The sequence below is a fragment of the Helcococcus sp. SA-HE-C1 genome (assembly GCF_985670335.1).
In genome coordinates, this window is sequence record NZ_OZ484652.1 from 803,078 (window position 1) to 823,850 (window position 20,773).

Here is a 20,773-nt window from a genome sequence, read left to right on the forward strand (position 1 = left end):
TCAATTTTATTATATAAAAATTACCGTAACATCAAAAGAATGTTACGGTTTAATTTAATCTCTTCTCATATTTAGGAATCTTAGCAATTGAGCTAACGATACCAATGCTGCCGCTACATATGTTAATGCTGCTGCTCCTAAAACTTTTTTAGAACCCTTTTTTTCATCCTGTGTAATTACTCTATAGTCTTCTAAACAACGTAATGCTCTATTACTTGCGTCAAACTCTACCGGAAGAGTTATTATTTGAAAAAGTAATGTTAGTGAAAATAGAATTATTCCTAAGTTTACTAATGATGTTATTTGTAATATAAATCCAGCAATTATCAACATAAAAACAAAATTAGATGTAAAGCTTACAATAGGTGCTAAAGCTGATCTAAATGTTAAGAAATAGTAGGCTTCGTTATGTTGAATTGCATGCCCTATTTCATGTGCAGCAATAGATACAGCAGATATGCTTGTTCCATCATATACTCCTTCTGATAATCTTACAGTTTTATTTCTTGGATTGTAGTGATTTGTTAAATTTCCAGAAACTTCTTGAACAGTAACATCATATATACCTTGTCTATTTAATATTAGTTTTGCAACTTCTGCCCCTGTCATTCCACTATTTACAGCAACTTTGGAAAATTTTGAATAATTTGACCTAACTTTAATACTTGCCCAAAAGCTTAAAATCATTGCTCCTAAAAAAAATAAAAATGGCCAATCCATATTCATATTCCCGTAACCATATCTATAATATGCTAACATATAATCCTCCTAATTTAATTTTTCCCCAATTTCAATTTGATTTCCTAGAAGATATGTATCTACTGTCATCGCTTTCTTTCCTGGAAATTGAATTTCTTTAATTACGATACATTTATCAAGGCAATTTACAAATATTCCGTCTTTATCTGCCTTAAATATTTCTCCTATTTTAATTTCATTATATTTATCAATTATAGAAATCTTGTGTATTTTCATCTTCTGGTTTTTATAATTAACAAAAGTAGATGGCCATGTAGAAAATGCCATAATTCTAGCTTTAATATCACTCGCTTTATTATTAAAATTAATGTGACCCATTTCTTTTTCGATTTTATGAGAATATGTTGCAAAATCCTCATTTTGCTCTATTCTGTCATTATATAAATTTTCATAATTTAGGATTGTATTTACAATTAAATCTTTAGATAATATTGATAGTCTATCATGTAAACTCTTTATATCTGTGTCTTCATTTATATCAATTTTTCTACAATCTAAAACATCTCCTGTATCCATAGATTTTTCTATTAGCATCGCACAAACACCAGCTTTTTCATCTTTGTTTAATATTGTCCACTGCATTGGCGCCGCTCCTCTATATTTGGGTAATAAAGATGAGTGTATATTAATTATTCTATTTTTGTATGCTTCTAATAATTCATCTTTTATTAGCTGACCAAATGCTATAACTACTATATAATCAGGATTATAATCATATATTTTTTTTAATGAGTCTTTTGAATTTACATTTTTGGGTTCATAAGATTCAATACCTAGTTCTAATGCCATTTTTTTGACCGGTGTTGGTGAAATCTTATTTCTACCTCTTTTCTTATCTTGACTTGTAATTACAAATCCTATTTCAATATCTTTGCAATCATTCAAGGCAATAAGAGGATTTACAGCAAATTCAGGTGTTCCCATAAATATAATTCTTTTCATTTGTTACATTTCCTCTTCAACTTTATGACTATCTAAAATTTCTTGATATTCTTCATCAGATATTTCTTTTATGTATTTAGATTTAATTAATACACCATCTAAATAATCACTCTCATGTTGAAAACATCTTGCTAGAAGTCCTTCTGCCTCTATTGTTTGTTCTTTACCATTTTCATCTGTGTATTTCATCTTAATTTTTTCAGCTCTTTCAACGGTTCCTCTAAAATCTGGCATTGATAAACAACCTTCAATTTGAACTGCTTTTCCTTCACGTTCTATTATTTCAGGATTAATAACTTTATATACTTCTCCCTCATTCACTTCAGCTACAAAACATCTTCTTAAAATACCAACTTGTGGTGCGGCTAATCCTATTCCATGATGCTCTCTCATAGTTTCAACCATATCATCAAGTAATGATAATATTCTATCGTTAATGTTTTTTATTTCTCTTGTTTTTTTATATAATATTGGATCGTTTTCTAATCTAATTTGTCTTAATCCCATTATTCCTCCTCAAGTTTATAATTTAAATAAACCTTATTATCCCTTTTTTCCTCTCTTAGTCTTTCAGAAATTTTTATTAATAAATCTTTATCTTTTGATTTTAATATAATATCAAATTTATATTTATTATTTATTTTTTCAATCTGGCTAGGCACTGGTCCAGTAAGTTCTATATAATCAGCATTATACTCTCTTAAAAATGCATTTATTTTTATCATTATCTTTTGTCCTACTTTTATTGCGTATGCTCTTTCAGATGAAGATAAATTAATATTTAATATTTTAATAAATGGTGGATAATTAAATTTTTTTCTTTCTTGTAATTCTAACATCAAAAATCTATCAAAATCATTTGATGCAGCTGTTTCTATCGCAAAATTATTCGGATTATATGTCTGGATTATAACATTTCCTTCTATTTCACCTCTACCAGCACGTCCAGAAACTTGTGTTATTAGACCATAAGTCTTTTCATTTGCTCTAAAATCTGGAATATTAAGACTTACATCAGCTGAAACTATTCCAACAACCGAAACATTTGGAAAATCCAGTCCCTTAGCAAGCATTTGAGTTCCTATTAATATATCAATATCACCATTTTTCATGCTTCTATAAACTTTATCATAATCACCTTTACTATTTATACTATCGGCATCCATTCTAAATATTTTAGCATTTGGAAATATTTTTTTGGTTTCTTCTTCCAACTTTTCTGTACCTGCTCCATATTCTTTTATAAATGAACTTCCACAATTAATACAAGTTTTATGTTTTAACGCTGTTCTACCACAATAATGACAAATTAATCTGTCATTTTTTTTGTGGTATGTCATTGCAACATCGCAAGCATCACACTTGTGCACATATCCACAGGATTTACAGAAAACAAATGATGTGTGTCCTCGTTTGTTTAAAAATAAAATGATTTGTTCTTTTTTTACAAGTGCTTCATTTATTTTTAATTTAAGTAAATGAGAAAACATCGTAAAATTATTTGATTTTAATTCTTCTCTCATATCTACAATTGATACCTGTGGGAGTTTTATGTTATTTACTCTTTTCTTTAATGTAACCATTTCAATTTTATTATTTAATACATCCGACATTGTCTTTATTGAAGGAGTTGCAGTTCCTAATATCAATTTTGCATTATTATACTTTGCTCTTTCTTTTGCAACTTCTATTGCAGAATATTTACTATTATGCTCTGATTTGTAGGAAGATTCATGTTCTTCATCAATAACAATTATTCCCAAATTTTCAAATGGAGCAAATATTGCCGATCTAGCTCCTACTACTATTTTAACTTTTTTATTTTTAATCAAACTCCATTGATCTGCTCTCTCACTAATACTTAACTTTGAATGCAATACTGCAATATTTTTTCCAAATCTACCTTGAAATCTATCTATTGTTTGTGGGGTAAGTGATATTTCAGGTACTAATATTATTGCTTCTTTTCCTTGGCTTACAAAGTGACTAACCAACTGTAAATAAATCTCAGTTTTTCCCGAACCTGTAACGCCATGAATTAGAAAATTATTCTTATCTGAATTGATGATTTTATCAAAAACGGCTTTTTGCTCTACATTCAAAATATGCTGATTATATATAGGAACATCTGATAATATATCCCTCGTAGTTTTTACTTTTTGTATTTCAACAATATTTTTCTTAACCAGCGATTTTAAGCTCTGTAAACTTGAATTGGAAAGCATTAATAGTTTTTGTTTTTCAATCTTATTTTCTTTTTCCAAAACTTTTAATATTTCTATTTGTTTAATTGCATCTTTTCTAATCTTATTTATATAATCTTTATCGATAAGTATTACATATTCTATATACTTAGTACTAGATTTTTTAACTAGCTCAAATGTTGATTCTAAAATATTTTTATTTACCAAATGATTTATATATGAACGACTATATTTTGAGCCAAATCTTTCTGAAATTTGTTTAAAGTTATGTTCTTCATATAAATAATTTTTTAATTCTTGGTCTATTTCTTTATTATCATTTTTTATTTTATAATATTCTTCAACTTTATCAATACTTCCTGGAGGTAATATAGTGCTTATTGCAGAAGAATAGTCAGAAATATTATTTTTTATAATATAAAAAGCGATTTTTAATAACTCTTTGCTTACAATAGGCTTATTATCAAGTATAATACTAATTTCTTTTACTTTATAATTAATATTATTCAAATTTTTTCTAATTACAATTCCAATTACTTTTTCATTACCTCTACCAAACGGAACAATAACTCTTACACCCGGTTTAATTTCTACATCAGATTTATATGTAAACATTTGATCTAAAAAGGAAGCTTTAGACTTTAATATAATGTCATAATACATCATTTCACCAATTTATCTAATATTTTTTTTGCAATTTTTTCTTTACTCATAATTTGAAATTCTTCAATATAATTTTTTCCTATAAATGTTACGATATTAGTATCTACATTGAATCCAGCACCTTCTTTTGATATATCATTGGCAACAATAAAATCTAAATTTTTTTTATCCAATTTAATTTTTGCATTTTCAATTAATTTTTCAGTTTCTGCTGCAAATCCGATTATTTTTTGATTTGTCTTTTTATTAGTAAAATATTTAAGTATATCTTCAGATTTTCTCATTTCAAATGTTATTACATCGTTCTTTTTGTCATTTTTTTTTATTTTATGTTGGTGTGTTTCTAAAAATTCGTAATCAACAGGTGCAGCAGCCATTATTAATACATCTGCATCATCAAATTCACTTTCAATGGCCATTTTTAATTGTTGATTATCTATAAAAGAAATATTTTTAACTTTTTCAAGCTTTGGAGTACTAACATTTCCTGTTATATGAATAACTTCAGCTCCTCTATTTCTTGCATTTTTGGCTATTTCATATCCCATTTTTCCACTTGAATCATTAGTAACATATCTTACTGGATCAAAACGGGAAATAGATGGACCAGATGTAACTATAATTTTTTTCCCTTGTAAATCTTTAATTTCAAGTTTAGCGTCTATGTAATCTAGTATTTCGTCTGGTTCTGCCATTCTACCTTTTCCTACTGTATTACAAGCTAATTGTCCTTCATTTGAATTTATAAAATTATATCCAAAATTTCTTAATGACTCTATATTTCTTTTTGTAATAGAATTTTCTAACATTAAAGTGTTCATAGCTAGTGAAAAAATTACGGGTACTTTTGAAGCAAGTATAGATGTAGTTAATAAATTATCGGCAATACCAGCATTTACTTTAGCGATTGTATTGGCTGTTGCTGGTGCAATTAAAAATAAATCTTTATCATTAGTAATATCTATGTGAAGTACTTTTTCAGGGTGAATCCACATATCAGTATAAACTTTATTATTAGAAATAGTTTCAAATGTTATTGGACTAATAAATTTAGTTGCAGCTTCCGTCATAATAACTTCAACTTCAGCACCCTTTTTTCTTAATTTTGAAATAAGACTTAGAGTTTTATATATAGCAATTCCACTAGTTACACCAATGAGAATTTTTTTGCCTTTAAGCATTATTTTTCCTCACCTTCAGCATCATTAATTTCAATTTTTTCTGACACCTTATTTGGATCAATTTTTGTTACTGTATCTGACATAATTTCACTTAAAGCAATAGTTACCGGTTTTGAACCTTTGCCTTTAACAAGAGGTTTGTCACCACTAACTATTTGTTTCGCTCTTTTTGCAGCCATCATGGCAATTTCGTATCTTGATTTACTAATTTTTTCTAATTCTTGAAAAGATGGATTTATCATATTATGCTCTCTTTCTTCTTTCTTCATTTATTATACTTTCTAATCTTCTTGTTGCTACATCTATATAATCATTTACTAAAAAATAATCGTAATATTTTATTTGCTCTAATTCGACATCAGCATTATTAATTCTAGTCTTTATTTTTTCTTCCGACTCAGTTCCTCTTTTTCTAAGTCTTTTCTCTATATCAGCTTTTTTAGGAGGAATAACAAATACATTAACTGCATCATTAAAATTATCTCTCACTTGCTCTGCACCTTGAACATCAATTTCCAATATTACTGTTTTCCCTTCTTTAATATTATCTTCAACAAATTTTTTGGGCGTACCATAAAAATTATCGTGTACACGAGCAGATTCTAAAAGTTCATTATTTTTTTTCATTTTATCAAATTTATCTTTATCGACAAAAAAGTATTCTCTACCCTCTTGTTCATTTTTCCTCTTGTATCTAGTAGTAACAGATACTGAAACTACTACATCATCATGCAATTTTAATATTTCTTTTACTAATGTGCCCTTACCCACACCTGATGGTCCTGACATTACTAATAAAAATCCTGACATTTCTCCTCCTATTTCATTTATATGGACTTAGTTTATACTTCTTATATTATTGTAGTACAAAATATAATCTTATTGTTGATAATAATATTATATTTGGCAAGCTTTTTTCAAATAAATGTTAATTTTTTTTAATATTTTATGTGTTATAATAGACTATAAAGGAGTAATTATGGCAATAGATGGAATAACAATTAAGGCAGTTACAAATGAACTTAAAAAAGAGATTATTGGAGGAAGAATACAAAAGATTTATCAAATAAATGACCATGTTATAATTCTAAATATTTATAATAATAAAAAAAATTATAGCTTATTAATTTCAAGTAATCCTCAGAATACTAGGATACATTTTACAAAACAAAATTACGAAAATCCTACTAAACCACCTGGCTTTTGTATGATATTAAGAAAGCATCTTCAAAATTCAATTATTAAAGGCATTTATCAAATTAATATGGATAGGAGTATTGAAATCGTAGTAGATAGCAAAGATGAACTTGGTTTTAATGTTGATAAAAGACTCATGATAGATATAATGGGAAAACATTCAAATATTGTATTGACTGATAATAAGTATATGGTAATAGATGCGATAAAGAGAATTTCACATGAAATGAGCAGTGTTCGTGCTGTTTATCCAGGCACTCATTTTTCTAAATTGGAGGATGATAAATTAAATATACTTGAAGTTGAAACTTCCTTAAACAATTTAAATATACCTGAAAATTACAAAATAAATAAAATTTTTTATATGAATTTCACTGGATTTGGACCACAAATCGGTAATGAAATAGCCTTTAGGGCAGAAATTGATTTAAATTCGAAATGGGGACAACTAAGTGTTGATGAAAAAAATAAATTAAATGATGTATATAAGAATATTACCACACAAATTAAAAATAGCAATTTCACACCACATCTATATGTTAAAAATTCAAAAATTATCGACTTTTATCCGTTACAATTAAACCATTTAGGAAATAATTTTCATATTTATAGCTCTATAAGTGAAGCAATGGATATATATTATCGTGAAAATGTCAATGATAATAGCTTAAATCAAGCTAAAGAGAATTTAAGAAAAAATATTGAATCGTTAGTTTTAAGAGCGATAACTAAGCTAGATAATCTAAATTTAGATTTAGAACAATCTAAAGACTATGATACATATAGAATTGAAGGAGACTTGCTTTCAACTGTCGCACATGAAATCAAAAAAGGTGAAGAGAGTATCGAGGTAAATAATTACTATACCAATGAGAAAATTAAAATCAAACTAAATCCCAAAAAGAATGCTTGGGATAATATTGAGCAAAAATATAAGATATCAAAAAAATTACATCGTTCATATAATTTATTACAAACATCGATTCCTGATCAAAAAAATTTAATAAAATACCTAAATTCATTAATAAATCAGATCGAAAATGTTGAAAGTCATAGTGAAATTGATGAAATAAAAGATGAAATGACAGAAGAAGGATTAATAAAACGAACAAAGCATAAGAAAAAAAAGAATGATAAACCATCCAAACCTCTTAAATTTATTACTAACTCTAATAACTTTATATATGTAGGTAAAAATAACAAGCAAAATGAAGAATTAACTTTAAGAGAAGCAAATTCAGATGATTATTTCTTTCATATAAAGGATTTTCCTGGATCACATGTAATCTTAAAATCCACATATGAGATAAGTCAGGATGATATTATTAAAGCGGCATATTTAGCTGCAAAATATAGTAAAAATTCTAGTGACAGATTTATAGATGTGGACTATACACAAAAGAAAAATGTATATAAAGCTAAAGGTTCAAAACCGGGTATGGTCTACTACAATAATTTCAATACAATTAGAATTAATCTAGAGTCTGATTTAGATGGATTTGAATTAGTTGAATAAAAAAGTCAGGTTTTAAGCTTACTTAAAACCTGACTTTTTATTATATTCATATAATTTAATTTTCTTTTTTCTTTATAGCATATGTGTATAGCATTGTAATTAACAAAGCTATCACAGATGTCATAATTATTGCACCACCCGGCTTAAGGGATAATACGTATGCACCAGTCAATCCTATAAAAAAGAATAAAACACCTAAAATAATAGAAATAATTACTGTTTGTTTATAATTTTTACCTATTAGCATTGCAGTAGCAACAGGTAATATCATCAATGATGAAACTATTAATATCCCTACAATTCTAGCTGAAACTGCTATTGTAATTGCTAGAAGCAATGTAAAAAGATAATCTATTAATTTAGTTTTCACTCCAGAAAGCCTCGCCGATGTTTTATCGACAGATATAAATAATAGCCCATAAAAAGTAAATATAAACGAAATAACAACAATTATAGACATAGCCATAATTATATATACATCAAAGTCTGTTACTGCTACAATAAATCCAAAAAGAAATGATTCAAAATTTTTAGCAGCTGCAATATAGTCAGAAAGTATCGAAGCCAAACCTATACCGAAACTCATAACAATAGCAGTTGCCATATCTCCATTTTTAGGGAATTTTGACCTTAAAAACTCTAATGAAAAAGCAGAAAATATACTAATTATAATCCCACCAACAATTGGATTAAAACCTAATAATACCCCTAAAAAAATACCAGATAAAGTTGTATGTGATAATGCATCTCCTATTGTTGATGTTTTTCTATTGACTACAACTGTACCAATCATGGGTATTATTATTGAAATAAAAAATCCAGCAATAAATGCTCTTCTCATAAAGGATAATTCAAATATATTAAGCAAGTTCATTAATATCACCATCCTTTAATTCTAATCTTCTTACTTTAGTTAGCTTTTCTTCTTCTATTTCATGTGTAACTAATATAATAGTTATATTATGATGAGAATGCAGATGTTCAATTAATTCATAAAATTTCTTTTTATTATTTTTATCTACGCCAACTGTTGGTTCATCAAAAATTAGTATCTCTGGAAAATGTACCATAGCTTTTGCAATCATTACTCTTTGTTTTTCTCCACCACTTAATTCATTATAATTTTTATCTGCTAATTCTCTTAAATTAAAGGTGGTTATTGCATCATTTACCATTTCTTTATGTTTCTTTTTTGGAAGATTAAAAATATTAAAATCATAATATAAATTAAGCATTATCATTTCTCTTACTGAAATTGGAAAATTGGTAGTATTATGAGTATCAATTTGTGGTACATAACCTATTTTTTCCCATGAATCAAAACTTTGTAAATTTTTATTAAAAAGTTTTATTTCACCTTCATAATTCTTCAATTGGCCGATTATAAGTTTTAAAAGGGTTGATTTTCCACTACCATTATTTCCCCTTATTATAATAAAATCATTTTTTTTAACTATAAAATTTAAATTATGTAAGATTTGAGCCTTAGCATAGCTAAAACTCAAATCTTTAATTTCTATTATTTTCATTATTTTCCTTCAAATGCATCTGAAATATTTTTTAAGTTCATTCTCATTAAACTGATATAATCATCACCTTTGTCAATGTCGGCTTGACTTATAACTTCTAATGATGAAATTGGTTTTACATCTCCACCAATTTCATTGGCAATTGCTTTAGCTGTTTTATCAGAACCACCGTATTCATAAAATACTGTTTTGATATCATTGTTTTTTAATAATTTTACAATTTCAGCTAGTCTTGTAGCTGTTGGTCCTTCTGTTGAATTTATACCTGAAATACCAATTTGTTTGATCTTATATGGAGTAAAAATATAATTAAATGCTACATGAGGTACAACTATGGATTTTCCTTTGTGCTTGCTTAATGTTTCGTCATATTCTTTAGATAATTTTTCTAATTCTTCTTTATATTTTTTGTAGTTTGCTTCATAATAATCTTTATTTTTAGAATCTAATTCTACAATTTTATTTTTAATAGACAACAACATCTTTTCAGCAAGTTTTGGACTTATCCAAATGTGTGGATCAATTTCTTCACCATGGTCGTGGTCATGGTCATGATCGTGGTCATGGTCATCTTTCTCATTTATTATGTTATACTCTTTAACATCCTTCATTTTTAGTAATTCACCACTCTTAGCTAATTCTAAAGTATCTAATTTTGGAAAATTAGTTTTAATATTATTAACCCATGGCTCCATACCAGCACCATTAATAACTAACAAGTCTGATTTTTCTATGGTAGCCATATCTTTAATATTAGGTTCAAATCCATGTGCATCGCCACTTTTAGTTAAATTTAGAACATTTGCTTTATCCCCTGCAATTTTTTTCGTTAAATCATATACTGGAAAAAATGATGCAACTATATTTAGTTTTTTACCATTAGCTTTATCACCTTTATTTTCTTCTACATTTGTTTCTTTCTTACTTTCATTATTTTTGTTACCGTTATTAGGATTTGCACATGCAGTCAATAATAGTGTAAATGCTAATAAAAACGATATAACTCTTTTTTTCATCTTTCCTCCTAAAATATTCTTATTGAGAATTATTATCATTATTATTATATACATTTATTGAAAAAAGTCAAATTTATGAGTATAATACCAATAGAGGAGAAAAAATGGAAATTTTAAGAGATGTAGGGCTAAAAACTACAAAAACGAGAATTAGTATTATAGAGTTATTAAAAAATGATTCTTTGTTAAGTGCCGAACAAATTAGCAGTAAGTTAAATGGTCAAAACATAAAACTTTCATCTATATATAGAAATCTTTCTATTTTCGAAGAAGAAGGAATATTAATTAAAACTATAGGCTTGGATGGTATTTCATATTATCAATTAAATAGTAAGGAACATAAGCACCAATTAGTATGTATAAAATGTGGAAAATCGGTTATCATAGATGATTGTCCATTGCGTGACATAAAAGAAAAACTTGAAGCTAACACTAAATTTAAAATTAAATCACATAATTTTGAGTTTTCTGGCTTATGTGAAAATTGTAAATAAAAAAGGATTTCAAAATGAAATCCTTTTTTTATTCAACCCAATAAGGGATATTTCTTGTAAAATCATCATATTCTGTATATATAAAATTTATAAATTCATCATATTTTTCCAAAATTTCTTCATCTTTAATCTTCTCTTTTTGTATTAAAATATCTATGAGATATTTTGTTGTATAAAGCTTAAATAATTTAGCAAAAGTTAAATTTTTAAAATTTAAGTCAAAAGTTTTTATAATTTCTTTAGCTAAGTATTTATCATTAAATGCAATAAGATTTAAGTCTACATAATCTTTTACAAAATCACCATACTGAGATGAAAAAGCCTTTTCAATCATCAAATTTTCATTAAATCCTAATTCTATAATGGAAGAATTTTCTATTAATCTATACATTTTTCGATTTTTACATATATATAAATTTTCTTTAAGATAATCAACGATAAGATAGTTTTTATATCCCTGGTCTTTTATTAATCCATGTTGATACATGGAATAATTTACATCCACTAAAAATTGATCATACCATGATCCTTCAGAAGTAATATTATGACAATCCAAAAAATATTCTCTTAAGTTATTAATATATTCTTTTTTTTCAATATTATCTAGTTTATTTAATTTATCAAAATATTTATTATAATTCGATTTCATTAGTTTTAGACTCTAAAAGCTTTCTAATTTCTTGTGTATCATGATTTTTTAGAATTTCATTTGCAAATTTTTCTGATTCAGAGAGGCTTGAATTAATTATTATACTTTTTACCTCAGCTAATTTTGTTGCAACACCTGAAAATTCATCCAATCCCATACCTAATAATAAGTATGTTGCTAATGGATTTGATGCCATAGATCCACACATTCCAGTCCATTTATTTGCATCATGAGATGCATCAATTACCTCTTTAATCGCTCTTAATACCGCTGGATTGAAGTAATCATACAAATGAGAAATTTTTTCATTCCCTCTATCTACAGCTAAAATATATTGTGTTAAGTCATTTGTTCCAATACTAAAGAAGTCACAAAATTCAATTAAATCTTTTGCCATAAATACAGATGCTGGAGTTTCAATCATTATACCTACCTCGATATTTTCATCAAACTCTATACCTTCATTTCTTAATTCTTGCTTAAAATCTTCTATAAATCCTTGTACAGTTTTAATTTCATCTACACTAATAATCATCGGTAATAAAATTTTTACATTTCCAAATGCAGAAGCTCTTAAAATTGCTCTTAATTGTGTTCTTAGGATATCTTTTCTATCAAATCCAATTCTTAATGCTCTCCATCCTAAAAATGGATTTTCTTCAATAGGGAATTTAAAGTAATCTAAACCTTTATCTCCACCTATATCAAGTGTTCTAATTATTAATGGTTTACTTTCTAATTTTTCTGCAGCTTCTTTATATACTAAGAATTGCTTATCTTCACTTGGAAAATCTGAATCTTCCATATATAAAAATTCTGTTCTAAATAAACCAACACCTTCAGCACCATTATCTATTCCTAATTTTAAGTCTTCAATACTACCTATATTGCATACAACTTCAATGTCTTTACCATCTTTTGTAATGGCATGATCAAATTTATATTTTTCAGCAAGTTCTTTATTTCTTATAATATCCTGACGTTTTACTTCGTATTCTTTTATCTGCTTATCTGATGGATCTGTTATAATCTTTCCTTCAAGTGCATCCAAAATAATAAAATCACCATGTTTTAAATCTGCTGTCACAGTCTTCATCCCCACTACAGCAGGTATCCCTAATGTTTGTGCAATAATAGAAGAATGACTTGTTTTTCCTCCAAAATCTGATGCAATACCAATTACATGATTTTTATCCATGGTTGATGTGTCCGTTGGTGTCAATTCTTTTGATACAATAATATAATCAGAATCAAGATTTTCTAATGAATTAGCTTCTATTCCTTTTAATTTATATAAAAGTCTTTCTCCTATATCCCTATAGTCAGCTGCTCTTTCACTTAAATATTCATCATCCATCATTTCAAATACTGATGCCATTTCATCAATAGACCTAGACAAAGCTAGTTCTACATTAAATAATTGTGATTTAATTTTTTCAGATACTGTATCAATCATAGCTGGATCTGTAACTAATTCAATATGAGCTGATGCTACTTCTTTTTCTGCGTCAGTAGTTGTTTTCCTATTTTCTAAATCTACTTTATATTCAGAAATAGCATTTTCAATTTTTTTTATTTCATCGTCTACATTACTTTCATCTATCTTTTCTTCGTTGATATCCACTTGAGTTTTTTCAAATAAATATACTTTTCCAATAGCGACTCCTTCTGATGCTGCTATTCCTTGTAATTCTTTACTCACTTTTCCTCCTAAGAAAAAGGACACCCTATTAGAGCATCCTACATAAATTAGTCAGCTAAATTTTCAATAAACTGAACAACTTTATCACAATCTTCTTCTTCATTTTCTCCAGTAACTCTAACTAATACTTCTGTATCCTTAGATATACCTAATGACATAACGCTAAAAATACTTTTTGCATTAGCTACTTTTCCATCTTTTACTAATTCTACTTCGCCTTCAACACCTTTTACAAACTGTACTAAAGCTGCTGCTGGTCTTGCGTGAAGACCCGTTTCATTTTTTACTACTATTTTTTTTTCTACCATAATTTCCTCCAATTATTTTTTATTTGTTTAATTTTTTTATTGTATCTCTAACTAAAATTTCATAATTTAAGTTTACAGTTTGATTAAATTCAGCTTCTTTTCTTATGACTTTTATTAATAATCTTACAGCTATCGCTCCAATATCATAATACGGAAGTCTAACAGTTGTTAAACTCGGTCTTACTAAAGAAGAAAAGTCTCTATTTCCAAATCCTGATATTGAAATTTCTTCAGGAACATTTATATCATTATCTAAGCAATAATGTAACGCCCCCAATGCAATATCATCTGATGTTGCAACTATAGCAGATATTTTATTATCTTTAATTTTTCTTATATTTTTTTCCATTAAAGAATATCCTGCTTCTATGTTATCTCCTACAGCATTAAACACCCATGTTTCTAGGTTACTTTCATTGATAGAACGAACATATCCATTTTCTTTTAAATCTGTCGATGCTGATGCTGATTTTTCTCTAAATAGAGCAATATTTTTGTGATTATTCTCAATCACAAATTTTGTCATTGATGACATTGCTTCTTCAAAGTCAACTCCTACAGTTTTAACTTCTTCTGGACTATAATAATTATCTAATATGATATATGGTATATCATGCTCTTTTATTAAATAAAGTATTTCTGTATTAATTTTTTCAGAAATAACAATTATTCCTTCTACTTGTTTTGAAGATAAAAAATCTACAGCTTTTTTTTGAATTTCAAAATCACCAAATGTTGAGTATAACAAAATGTCATATTTATACATTTTACCAATTTCGTCAATTCCTCTAATATACTGTGCCATGTAACTATATCCAATATCATCTAAGATAATTCCCAGAGTGTTAAATCTCTTCATAACTAAAGATCTTGCTAACTCGTTAGGTTTGTATCCCAATTTAGCGATTGCTTTATTAACAGCTTCAGTCTTTTCGTCTGAAACTTTTCTAGTTCCATTTATTACTCTTGAAACTGTTGATATTGATACACCAGCAAGATTTTTTACATCTTCCATTGTTGGTTTTCTAGACATAAAAATCCTCCTAACTATTTTAGCTATATTTTAACATAAAAAACCTTTTCATTCAATTTATTTATTCTTAGCACAATTTTCATTGTTACATATAATATGATCAACTTTCCGATTTTTTTCATGAACCATTAAATCACCACATTCTGGGCATATATCTCCTGTAGGTTTATTCCAGGAACTCCAATCACAATTAGGATAATTTTCACAACCGTAAAATACTTTACCTCTTTTAGTGATTTTTTCAATAATTTTTCCACCACATTTAGGACATTTTACACCTATTTCTTTAACGATATTTTTTGTAAACTTACATTCTGGAAAATTTGAACAGCCGATAAATTCTCCATTTCTACCTTTTTTCTTTACGAGCTGATGTCCACATTCTGGACATTTTTCATCAATTAACTCATCTGCTATTTCAAAATTATCATTCGTTTTTTTTGCTTCTTCTAATTTAGGCTTAAATGTTTTATAAAAATCTGCCAACAATCTCTTCCAATCAATTTCGTCTTCTTCAATACTATCCAATTCACTTTCCATTTGTGCAGTAAATTCTTCATTAATTATTGTATTGAAATATTCTGATAATAAATCATTAACATTAAATCCAACTTCTGTGGGAACTAGAGATTTGTTTTCATATATTACATAATATCTTGAAAGTAGAGATTTAATAATAGAAGAATATGTAGACGGTCTTCCGATACCATTCTTTTCAAGTTCTTTAACTAGTGTGGCCTCTGTAAATCTTCCCCTTGGTTTAGTAAAGTGTTGCGTCTTTTCTTCTCTTTTAGATTCAAATTTATCTCCAACTTTCATATCTGGTAAAACTGTAGTTTTATCGTTTATATTCCAAACTTTAGTAAAACCATCAAATGTTACTATTGAGCCATTTACTCTAAAAATTTCACCATTATTTTCTAAATCATATCTGGTTGAAAGGTATTTACTTGGTTTCATTTGTGATGCAACCGTTCTTTCCCATATCAACCTATACAATTTATATTGATCATCACTCAAAAATTCTCTTATACTATCTGGAGTCCTATTTACAGATGATACTCTAACGGCCTCGTGTGCATTTTGAGAGTTTCCTTTTGTTTTATTGTATGATATTCCTTTTGTTGAGTATTCTTTTCCATAATTATCTTTTATGAATTTAACAGCTTCATCAATAATGTTTTTTGAAATTCTGGTCGAATCTGTTCTCATATATGAAATCAATCCGATTGTACCTTCGTTTAATTTAATACCTTCATATAATTGTTGTGCCACAGACATAGTCTTTGACGTAGAAAAATAAATCCTTTTAGAAGCTTCTTGTTGTAGAGTAGATGTGGTAAATGGCTGATACGGTGATCTCGTTCTTTCATTTACATCTTTTGAAACAACTTCATATTTCTTGCCAATGCTTTTAAGTATTTTATCAGCATCTTCTTCATTGTTTAGCTTTATCGTGGTCAATTTATTTTTTTTGTATCTTCCATAGTAATCTGCTTCAAAATCCATATTATCTACATTTGCGTTCATTTCTATTGTCCAATACTCTTCTGGAATAAATGCCTTAATTTCTCTTTCTCTATCAACTATCAATTTAAGTGCTACAGATTGAACTCTGCCTGCAGAAAGTCCATTTTTTACTTTTTTCCATAAAATTGGTGAAAGTTTATATCCTACAATTCTATCTAAAACTCTTCTTGCTTGTTGTGCATCAACAAGATTTAAGTCAATTTTTCTTGGATTTTTTAATGCTTCATCAACTGTATCTTTTGTAATTTCATGAAATACAATTCGATTCTTAGAATTAATATCTAGACCCAATAAATATGATAAGTGCCATGCAATAGCTTCACCTTCACGATTTGGATCAGATGCTAGATATATGTTCTCTGCTTTACTTGCTTCTTTTTTTATAGCATTAATTGTTTTAGCTTTTCCACGAACTTTGATATATTCTGGTTCAAAATCATTTTCAATATCGACCCCTAATCTACTTTTGGGTAAATCACGTAAATGACCAATGGATGCCATAACTTTATAGTTTCTTCCTAAAAATTTTCCAATAGTCTTAGCTTTTGTAGGAGATTCAACAATAATTAAATTTTTTGCCATATAATCCCCTTTCATTAATTATTCAAAAAAATATAATATCATATATTTTTTTTTATTCAAGTATGATTATACCCTATGATAAAGCAAATAACCATCAATATAGTATAAATTTATTATCCTCACTTTTAATAATATCGTTAAATTCGAGCTTTGTGAGTATTAAGTATAAATTTCTTAATTCAATCTTAGTTTCATATGCAATCTCGTCTATTGTAAGAAAATTTTGACTTAAAATTTCTAAAACTTTTATTTCATCTTCTGATAGATTGAATTTTTTAGAATATATACTTATTTTGTCCACTTCATTTATAAATGGTAACTCTTCTATAATATCACTTGCCGATTCTACTAATTTTGCTCCTTTTTTTAATAAATCATTACATCCCATCGAATATATTTGATTTATATTACCTGGTATGGTATAAGTTTCTCTCCCTTGCTCTATAGCATAGTTAGCCGTAATTAAAGAACCACTTTTTTGTGCAGCTTCAATTACAAGTGTACCAAACGAAATTCCGGATATAATTCTATTTCTAAGTACAAAATTTAATTTTAATGGTGGTGTATTTAATGGAAATTCAGAAATTAAAAGTTCATTTTTCATTTTTTGATATAAATGATGATTTGATTTTGGATATTCGTATTCTAAAGATGAGGCTAGAATTCCAACTGTAGGTATGTTATTATTAATCGCTTCATTATGTGCGTAAAAATCTATACCTGTTGCCATTCCTGATACAATTTGTATATCGTATTTATTAAATTCAGAAACTATTTTCTTTACTGCCCATATACCATAACTAGTAGCCTTTCTAGTTCCGACAATAGCTAAGGGATTTGTTAAAATATCAAGATTTCTACCTTTGTAGTATAAAATACTTGGAGGGTTAAAAATATTTTTTAGTCTTTCAGGATAATTTTTATCTATAATTGTTGTATATTTGATATTAAATTTATGTAGTTTGTTTAATTCTTCTTCAATATTAAATTTTGAAAATTCACTTACAATTAACTCACATTCTTTATTTGTTAAAAAGTCTAATTGTATCAATTTATTTTTTTTTAAATTAATTAAATTATCAAGTAATCCCTTTTCAAGTAATAACAAAGTTTTTTTATTTGAAAATTTTATTATATTTAAGAATAGTAAGACTTCACGTATATTTCTCATAACCACCTCAAAATGCATTTTTTATATGATTAATTTTTTTATATTGCCAATAACACTCAATAATATCAAATCTAATATTATAATCATAAATCGATTGTTCTTGTATAAAAATATTCGTCAAGTCTTTAATTTTATTTTGTTTTATTTGATTTACTGCATAAGATGCCTTTGTAAATTCTGTATTTTTCCTAGTTTTTACTTCAATAATAACAATTATATTATCGATTACAGCTATTATGTCAATTTCAGCAAATCTTTTTTTATAATTTCTTTTTATTATTTTATATCCTTTTTTTATCAAGTAATTTACAGCGATTTCTTCGCCTAATTTTCCTATTAAATTATTTTTTTCTTTCATAATATTTTTTCATAAAAGTTTTTCTATGAATCTTAGTTATACCATGTACATCAATTGCATCATAGTGTTTTTTTGTTCCATAGCCTTTATGTGCTTCAAACATAAAATCAGGAAATTCTTTTGAATACTCTATCATGATATTATCTCGATATACTTTTGCTAAAATAGAAGCACAAGATATATCATAAACTAAATCATCCCCTTTTATTATGGATATTTGATCAATTTCAGATTCAATAGTTTCCGCATCAATTAATAATAGATCTGGGGCTATTTCATTACCATTTTTATCTTTAAGATTATTTATTGCAAATTTCATTGCATCTTGACTTGATTTTTTTATATTATTTTTATCAATATAATCATTATCGATAATCCCATATCCTATTGCTATTGCGTTAGATATAATGTTTTTAGCTAAAATCCTCCTTCTTTTATCACTTAATTTTTTGGAATCTTTTACGCCTTCTATATTTTCTCCACCCATTATCACAGCACAACTTACTACTGGACCAGCAATGCATCCTCTGCCTACCTCATCAATTCCACTAACTAAATTGTACGATTTTCTCTTTTCTACTAAAATATTTAATTGATTCTTTTTTTAGTTTTACTCTCATATATCCTCATTATATAATTTTACAACACTTTAATACTGTCAAATTTATTACAAAATATTAATATAATCTTCGACCCTTTCTAAAGTAATTCTCTTCATTCTCATTTTTCTGAAATCGTCTAATATAATATTTGATACCTTATAATAATCTATTTCCATACCTTTAAGAATGGATCCTGTTTTTGTAGCAATTTTGTCCATTATTTCAAGAGCTTTCAATTCTGATGAAATACCATATCTTTCTTCTATTGCTTCTGGTGCAATTTCTTTTATTTTTTTTATAAATTCAAAACATAAATCTTCTATATTTAATATTTCATCCTTAATAGTTCCACAAAAGGCTAAATTTAATCCGTTATCAGGTAAATCTAATTTTGGCCACAACACTCCTGGAGTATCCAATAATAATAAATCAGATGAAGTCTTTATCCATTGATTAGAGCGTGTAATTCCAGGTCTATTCCCGACTTTTGTTCCCTTTTTCATAGAAATATTATTAATAAATGTAGATTTTCCAACATTTGGAATCCCTACAACCATCATTTTTATAGTTTTATTTGTTATCTGTTTTGATTTTCTTTTTTCAAATAATTCAATTAATGCTTTTTGAGCTATTTTATAAAGTTCATCCGTTTTTTTATCTTTTTGTGAATTATATTCTAAAACTTGAATTCCTTTTCCATTAAAATATTTAATCCATTTTTTGGTTTCTCCATGATTTGCCATATCGATTTTGTTTAGAATTATTATTCTTGGAAAATCACCTAAAATATCATCAATAACTGGATTTCTTGACGAAAATGGAATCCTTGCATCGACTAATTCACATACAATGTCAACCTTTTTTAGTGATTCCTTCATCTGGTCAATAGTTTTTTTCATATGCCCTGGATACCAGTTTATTTGCATAAATCCTCCTTATTATATATATTAAAAAATCAGTTGAGTTAATATTCTCAACTGACTTTCTTTTAGTAATCTGTTTTTTCTCTTAATTTAGCAGCTTTACCAACTCTATTTCTTAAGTAGAATAATTTAGCTCTTCTTACTTTACCATGTCTTACAATGTTGATTTTTTCAACTCTTGGTGAATGTAACAAGAATGTTCTTTCTACACCTACACCGTAAGCAACTCTTCTAACTGTAAATGCTCTTCTTATACCTTTACCTTGAATTTTGATGATTGTACCTTCAAACATTTGTATTCTTTCTCTTAATCCTTCTTTAATTCTGTAATCAATTTTTACATAATCACCAACAGAGATTTCTTCTACAGAATCTTTTTTTTGTTCCTCTTCTAATTGTCTTATGATATCCATA

22 protein-coding genes are annotated in these 20,773 nt (G+C 27.1%); 2 read left to right on the forward strand and 20 right to left on the reverse strand.

Going from position 1 to position 20,773, the window contains the following annotated elements; translation table 11 throughout:
* Positions 1–54 precede the first annotated feature (54 nt).
* From AC4KN9_RS04225 to gmk, 7 genes are read right to left on the reverse strand one after another with little or no spacing between them, the layout of a single operon-like run.
* Positions 55–759, reverse strand: coding sequence for a zinc metallopeptidase (locus AC4KN9_RS04225; protein WP_491017396.1), 705 nt, complete (start codon positions 757–759; stop codon positions 55–57).
* Between the two features lie 9 nt (positions 760–768).
* Complete coding sequence (gene fmt, locus AC4KN9_RS04230) at positions 769–1,701, reverse strand: methionyl-tRNA formyltransferase (RefSeq protein WP_491017397.1); 933 nt, start codon at positions 1,699–1,701, stop codon at positions 769–771.
* A 3-nt stretch (positions 1,702–1,704) separates the two neighbouring features.
* Entirely contained in the window at positions 1,705–2,208 is a 504-nt protein-coding gene (gene def / locus AC4KN9_RS04235) for a peptide deformylase (RefSeq protein ID WP_491017398.1), read from the reverse strand.
* Complete coding sequence (gene priA / locus AC4KN9_RS04240; protein ID WP_491017399.1) at positions 2,208–4,568, reverse strand: primosomal protein N'; 2,361 nt, start codon at positions 4,566–4,568, stop codon at positions 2,208–2,210. Before priA ends, def begins: the two co-directional genes overlap by 1 nt.
* Complete coding sequence (gene coaBC, locus AC4KN9_RS04245) at positions 4,568–5,749, reverse strand: bifunctional phosphopantothenoylcysteine decarboxylase/phosphopantothenate--cysteine ligase CoaBC (protein WP_491017400.1); 1,182 nt, start codon at positions 5,747–5,749, stop codon at positions 4,568–4,570. Before coaBC ends, priA begins: the two co-directional genes overlap by 1 nt.
* Positions 5,749–6,018 (reverse strand): DNA-directed RNA polymerase subunit omega, encoded by a 270-nt coding sequence (rpoZ, locus tag AC4KN9_RS04250; protein ID WP_491017401.1) that lies wholly within the window; start codon positions 6,016–6,018, stop codon positions 5,749–5,751. Before rpoZ ends, coaBC begins: the two co-directional genes overlap by 1 nt.
* A complete protein-coding gene (gene gmk / locus AC4KN9_RS04255) occupies positions 5,993–6,559 on the reverse strand; it encodes a guanylate kinase (RefSeq protein WP_491017402.1) in 567 nt (188 codons plus the stop codon). Before gmk ends, rpoZ begins: the two co-directional genes overlap by 26 nt.
* Before the next feature lie 169 nt (positions 6,560–6,728).
* Between gmk and AC4KN9_RS04260 the strand changes: the two genes are divergently transcribed.
* On the forward strand, positions 6,729–8,462 hold the full coding sequence (locus tag AC4KN9_RS04260) for an Rqc2 family fibronectin-binding protein (RefSeq protein ID WP_491017403.1): 1,734 nt from the start codon (positions 6,729–6,731) through the stop codon (positions 8,460–8,462).
* A 55-nt stretch (positions 8,463–8,517) separates the two neighbouring features.
* On the opposite strand, the gene AC4KN9_RS04265 is transcribed toward AC4KN9_RS04260, so the two are convergent.
* Genes AC4KN9_RS04265 through AC4KN9_RS04275 form a run of 3 tightly spaced genes read right to left on the reverse strand, consistent with a single transcriptional unit; the run spans position 8,518 to position 11,007 of the window.
* The gene (locus AC4KN9_RS04265; protein WP_491017404.1) at positions 8,518–9,336 is read right to left on the reverse strand and encodes a metal ABC transporter permease; all 819 of its coding nucleotides are present in this window, start codon (positions 9,334–9,336) and stop codon (positions 8,518–8,520) included.
* Entirely contained in the window at positions 9,323–9,991 is a 669-nt protein-coding gene (locus tag AC4KN9_RS04270; RefSeq protein WP_491017405.1) for a metal ABC transporter ATP-binding protein, read from the reverse strand. The genes AC4KN9_RS04265 and AC4KN9_RS04270 overlap by 14 nt, the downstream gene beginning before the upstream one ends.
* Positions 9,991–11,007: a metal ABC transporter solute-binding protein, Zn/Mn family gene (locus AC4KN9_RS04275; RefSeq protein WP_491017406.1), complete on the reverse strand. Its 1,017-nt coding sequence runs from the start codon at positions 11,005–11,007 to the stop codon at positions 9,991–9,993. The genes AC4KN9_RS04270 and AC4KN9_RS04275 overlap by 1 nt, the downstream gene beginning before the upstream one ends.
* A 104-nt stretch (positions 11,008–11,111) precedes the next feature.
* Here AC4KN9_RS04275 and AC4KN9_RS04280 point away from each other — a divergent pair, with 104 nt between their 5' ends.
* The gene (locus tag AC4KN9_RS04280; RefSeq protein WP_491017407.1) at positions 11,112–11,501 is read left to right on the forward strand and encodes a Fur family transcriptional regulator; all 390 of its coding nucleotides are present in this window, start codon (positions 11,112–11,114) and stop codon (positions 11,499–11,501) included.
* 28 nt (positions 11,502–11,529) lie between these two features.
* Here the strand turns inward: AC4KN9_RS04280 and AC4KN9_RS04285 are convergent, their stop codons facing one another.
* From AC4KN9_RS04285 to rplS, 10 genes are all read right to left on the reverse strand, one after another.
* Complete coding sequence (locus AC4KN9_RS04285; RefSeq protein ID WP_491017408.1) at positions 11,530–12,150, reverse strand: hypothetical protein; 621 nt, start codon at positions 12,148–12,150, stop codon at positions 11,530–11,532.
* On the reverse strand, positions 12,134–13,852 hold the full coding sequence (ptsP, locus tag AC4KN9_RS04290; RefSeq protein ID WP_491017409.1) for a phosphoenolpyruvate--protein phosphotransferase: 1,719 nt from the start codon (positions 13,850–13,852) through the stop codon (positions 12,134–12,136). Before ptsP ends, AC4KN9_RS04285 begins: the two co-directional genes overlap by 17 nt.
* A gap of 47 nt (positions 13,853–13,899) precedes the next feature.
* The gene (locus AC4KN9_RS04295; RefSeq protein WP_491017410.1) at positions 13,900–14,160 is read right to left on the reverse strand and encodes an HPr family phosphocarrier protein; all 261 of its coding nucleotides are present in this window, start codon (positions 14,158–14,160) and stop codon (positions 13,900–13,902) included.
* 19 nt (positions 14,161–14,179) lie between these two features.
* Positions 14,180–15,193, reverse strand: coding sequence for a LacI family DNA-binding transcriptional regulator (locus AC4KN9_RS04300; protein ID WP_491017411.1), 1,014 nt, complete (start codon positions 15,191–15,193; stop codon positions 14,180–14,182).
* 57 nt (positions 15,194–15,250) lie between these two features.
* Positions 15,251–17,305, reverse strand: coding sequence for a type I DNA topoisomerase (gene topA / locus AC4KN9_RS04305; RefSeq protein ID WP_491017412.1), 2,055 nt, complete (start codon positions 17,303–17,305; stop codon positions 15,251–15,253).
* Between the two features lie 94 nt (positions 17,306–17,399).
* Positions 17,400–18,476, reverse strand: coding sequence for a DNA-processing protein DprA (gene dprA / locus AC4KN9_RS04310; protein WP_491017413.1), 1,077 nt, complete (start codon positions 18,474–18,476; stop codon positions 17,400–17,402).
* 7 nt (positions 18,477–18,483) lie between these two features.
* Positions 18,484–18,834 (reverse strand): YraN family protein, encoded by a 351-nt coding sequence (locus AC4KN9_RS04315; RefSeq protein WP_491017414.1) that lies wholly within the window; start codon positions 18,832–18,834, stop codon positions 18,484–18,486.
* Positions 18,818–19,420, reverse strand: coding sequence for a ribonuclease HII (gene rnhB, locus AC4KN9_RS04320; protein WP_491017938.1), 603 nt, complete (start codon positions 19,418–19,420; stop codon positions 18,818–18,820). The genes AC4KN9_RS04315 and rnhB overlap by 17 nt, the downstream gene beginning before the upstream one ends.
* 81 nt (positions 19,421–19,501) lie before the next feature.
* Positions 19,502–20,362: a ribosome biogenesis GTPase YlqF gene (ylqF, locus tag AC4KN9_RS04325; protein ID WP_491017415.1), complete on the reverse strand. Its 861-nt coding sequence runs from the start codon at positions 20,360–20,362 to the stop codon at positions 19,502–19,504.
* Between the two features lie 62 nt (positions 20,363–20,424).
* The gene (gene rplS, locus AC4KN9_RS04330; protein ID WP_491017416.1) at positions 20,425–20,772 is read right to left on the reverse strand and encodes a 50S ribosomal protein L19; all 348 of its coding nucleotides are present in this window, start codon (positions 20,770–20,772) and stop codon (positions 20,425–20,427) included.
* Position 20,773: the final 1 nt, after the last annotated feature.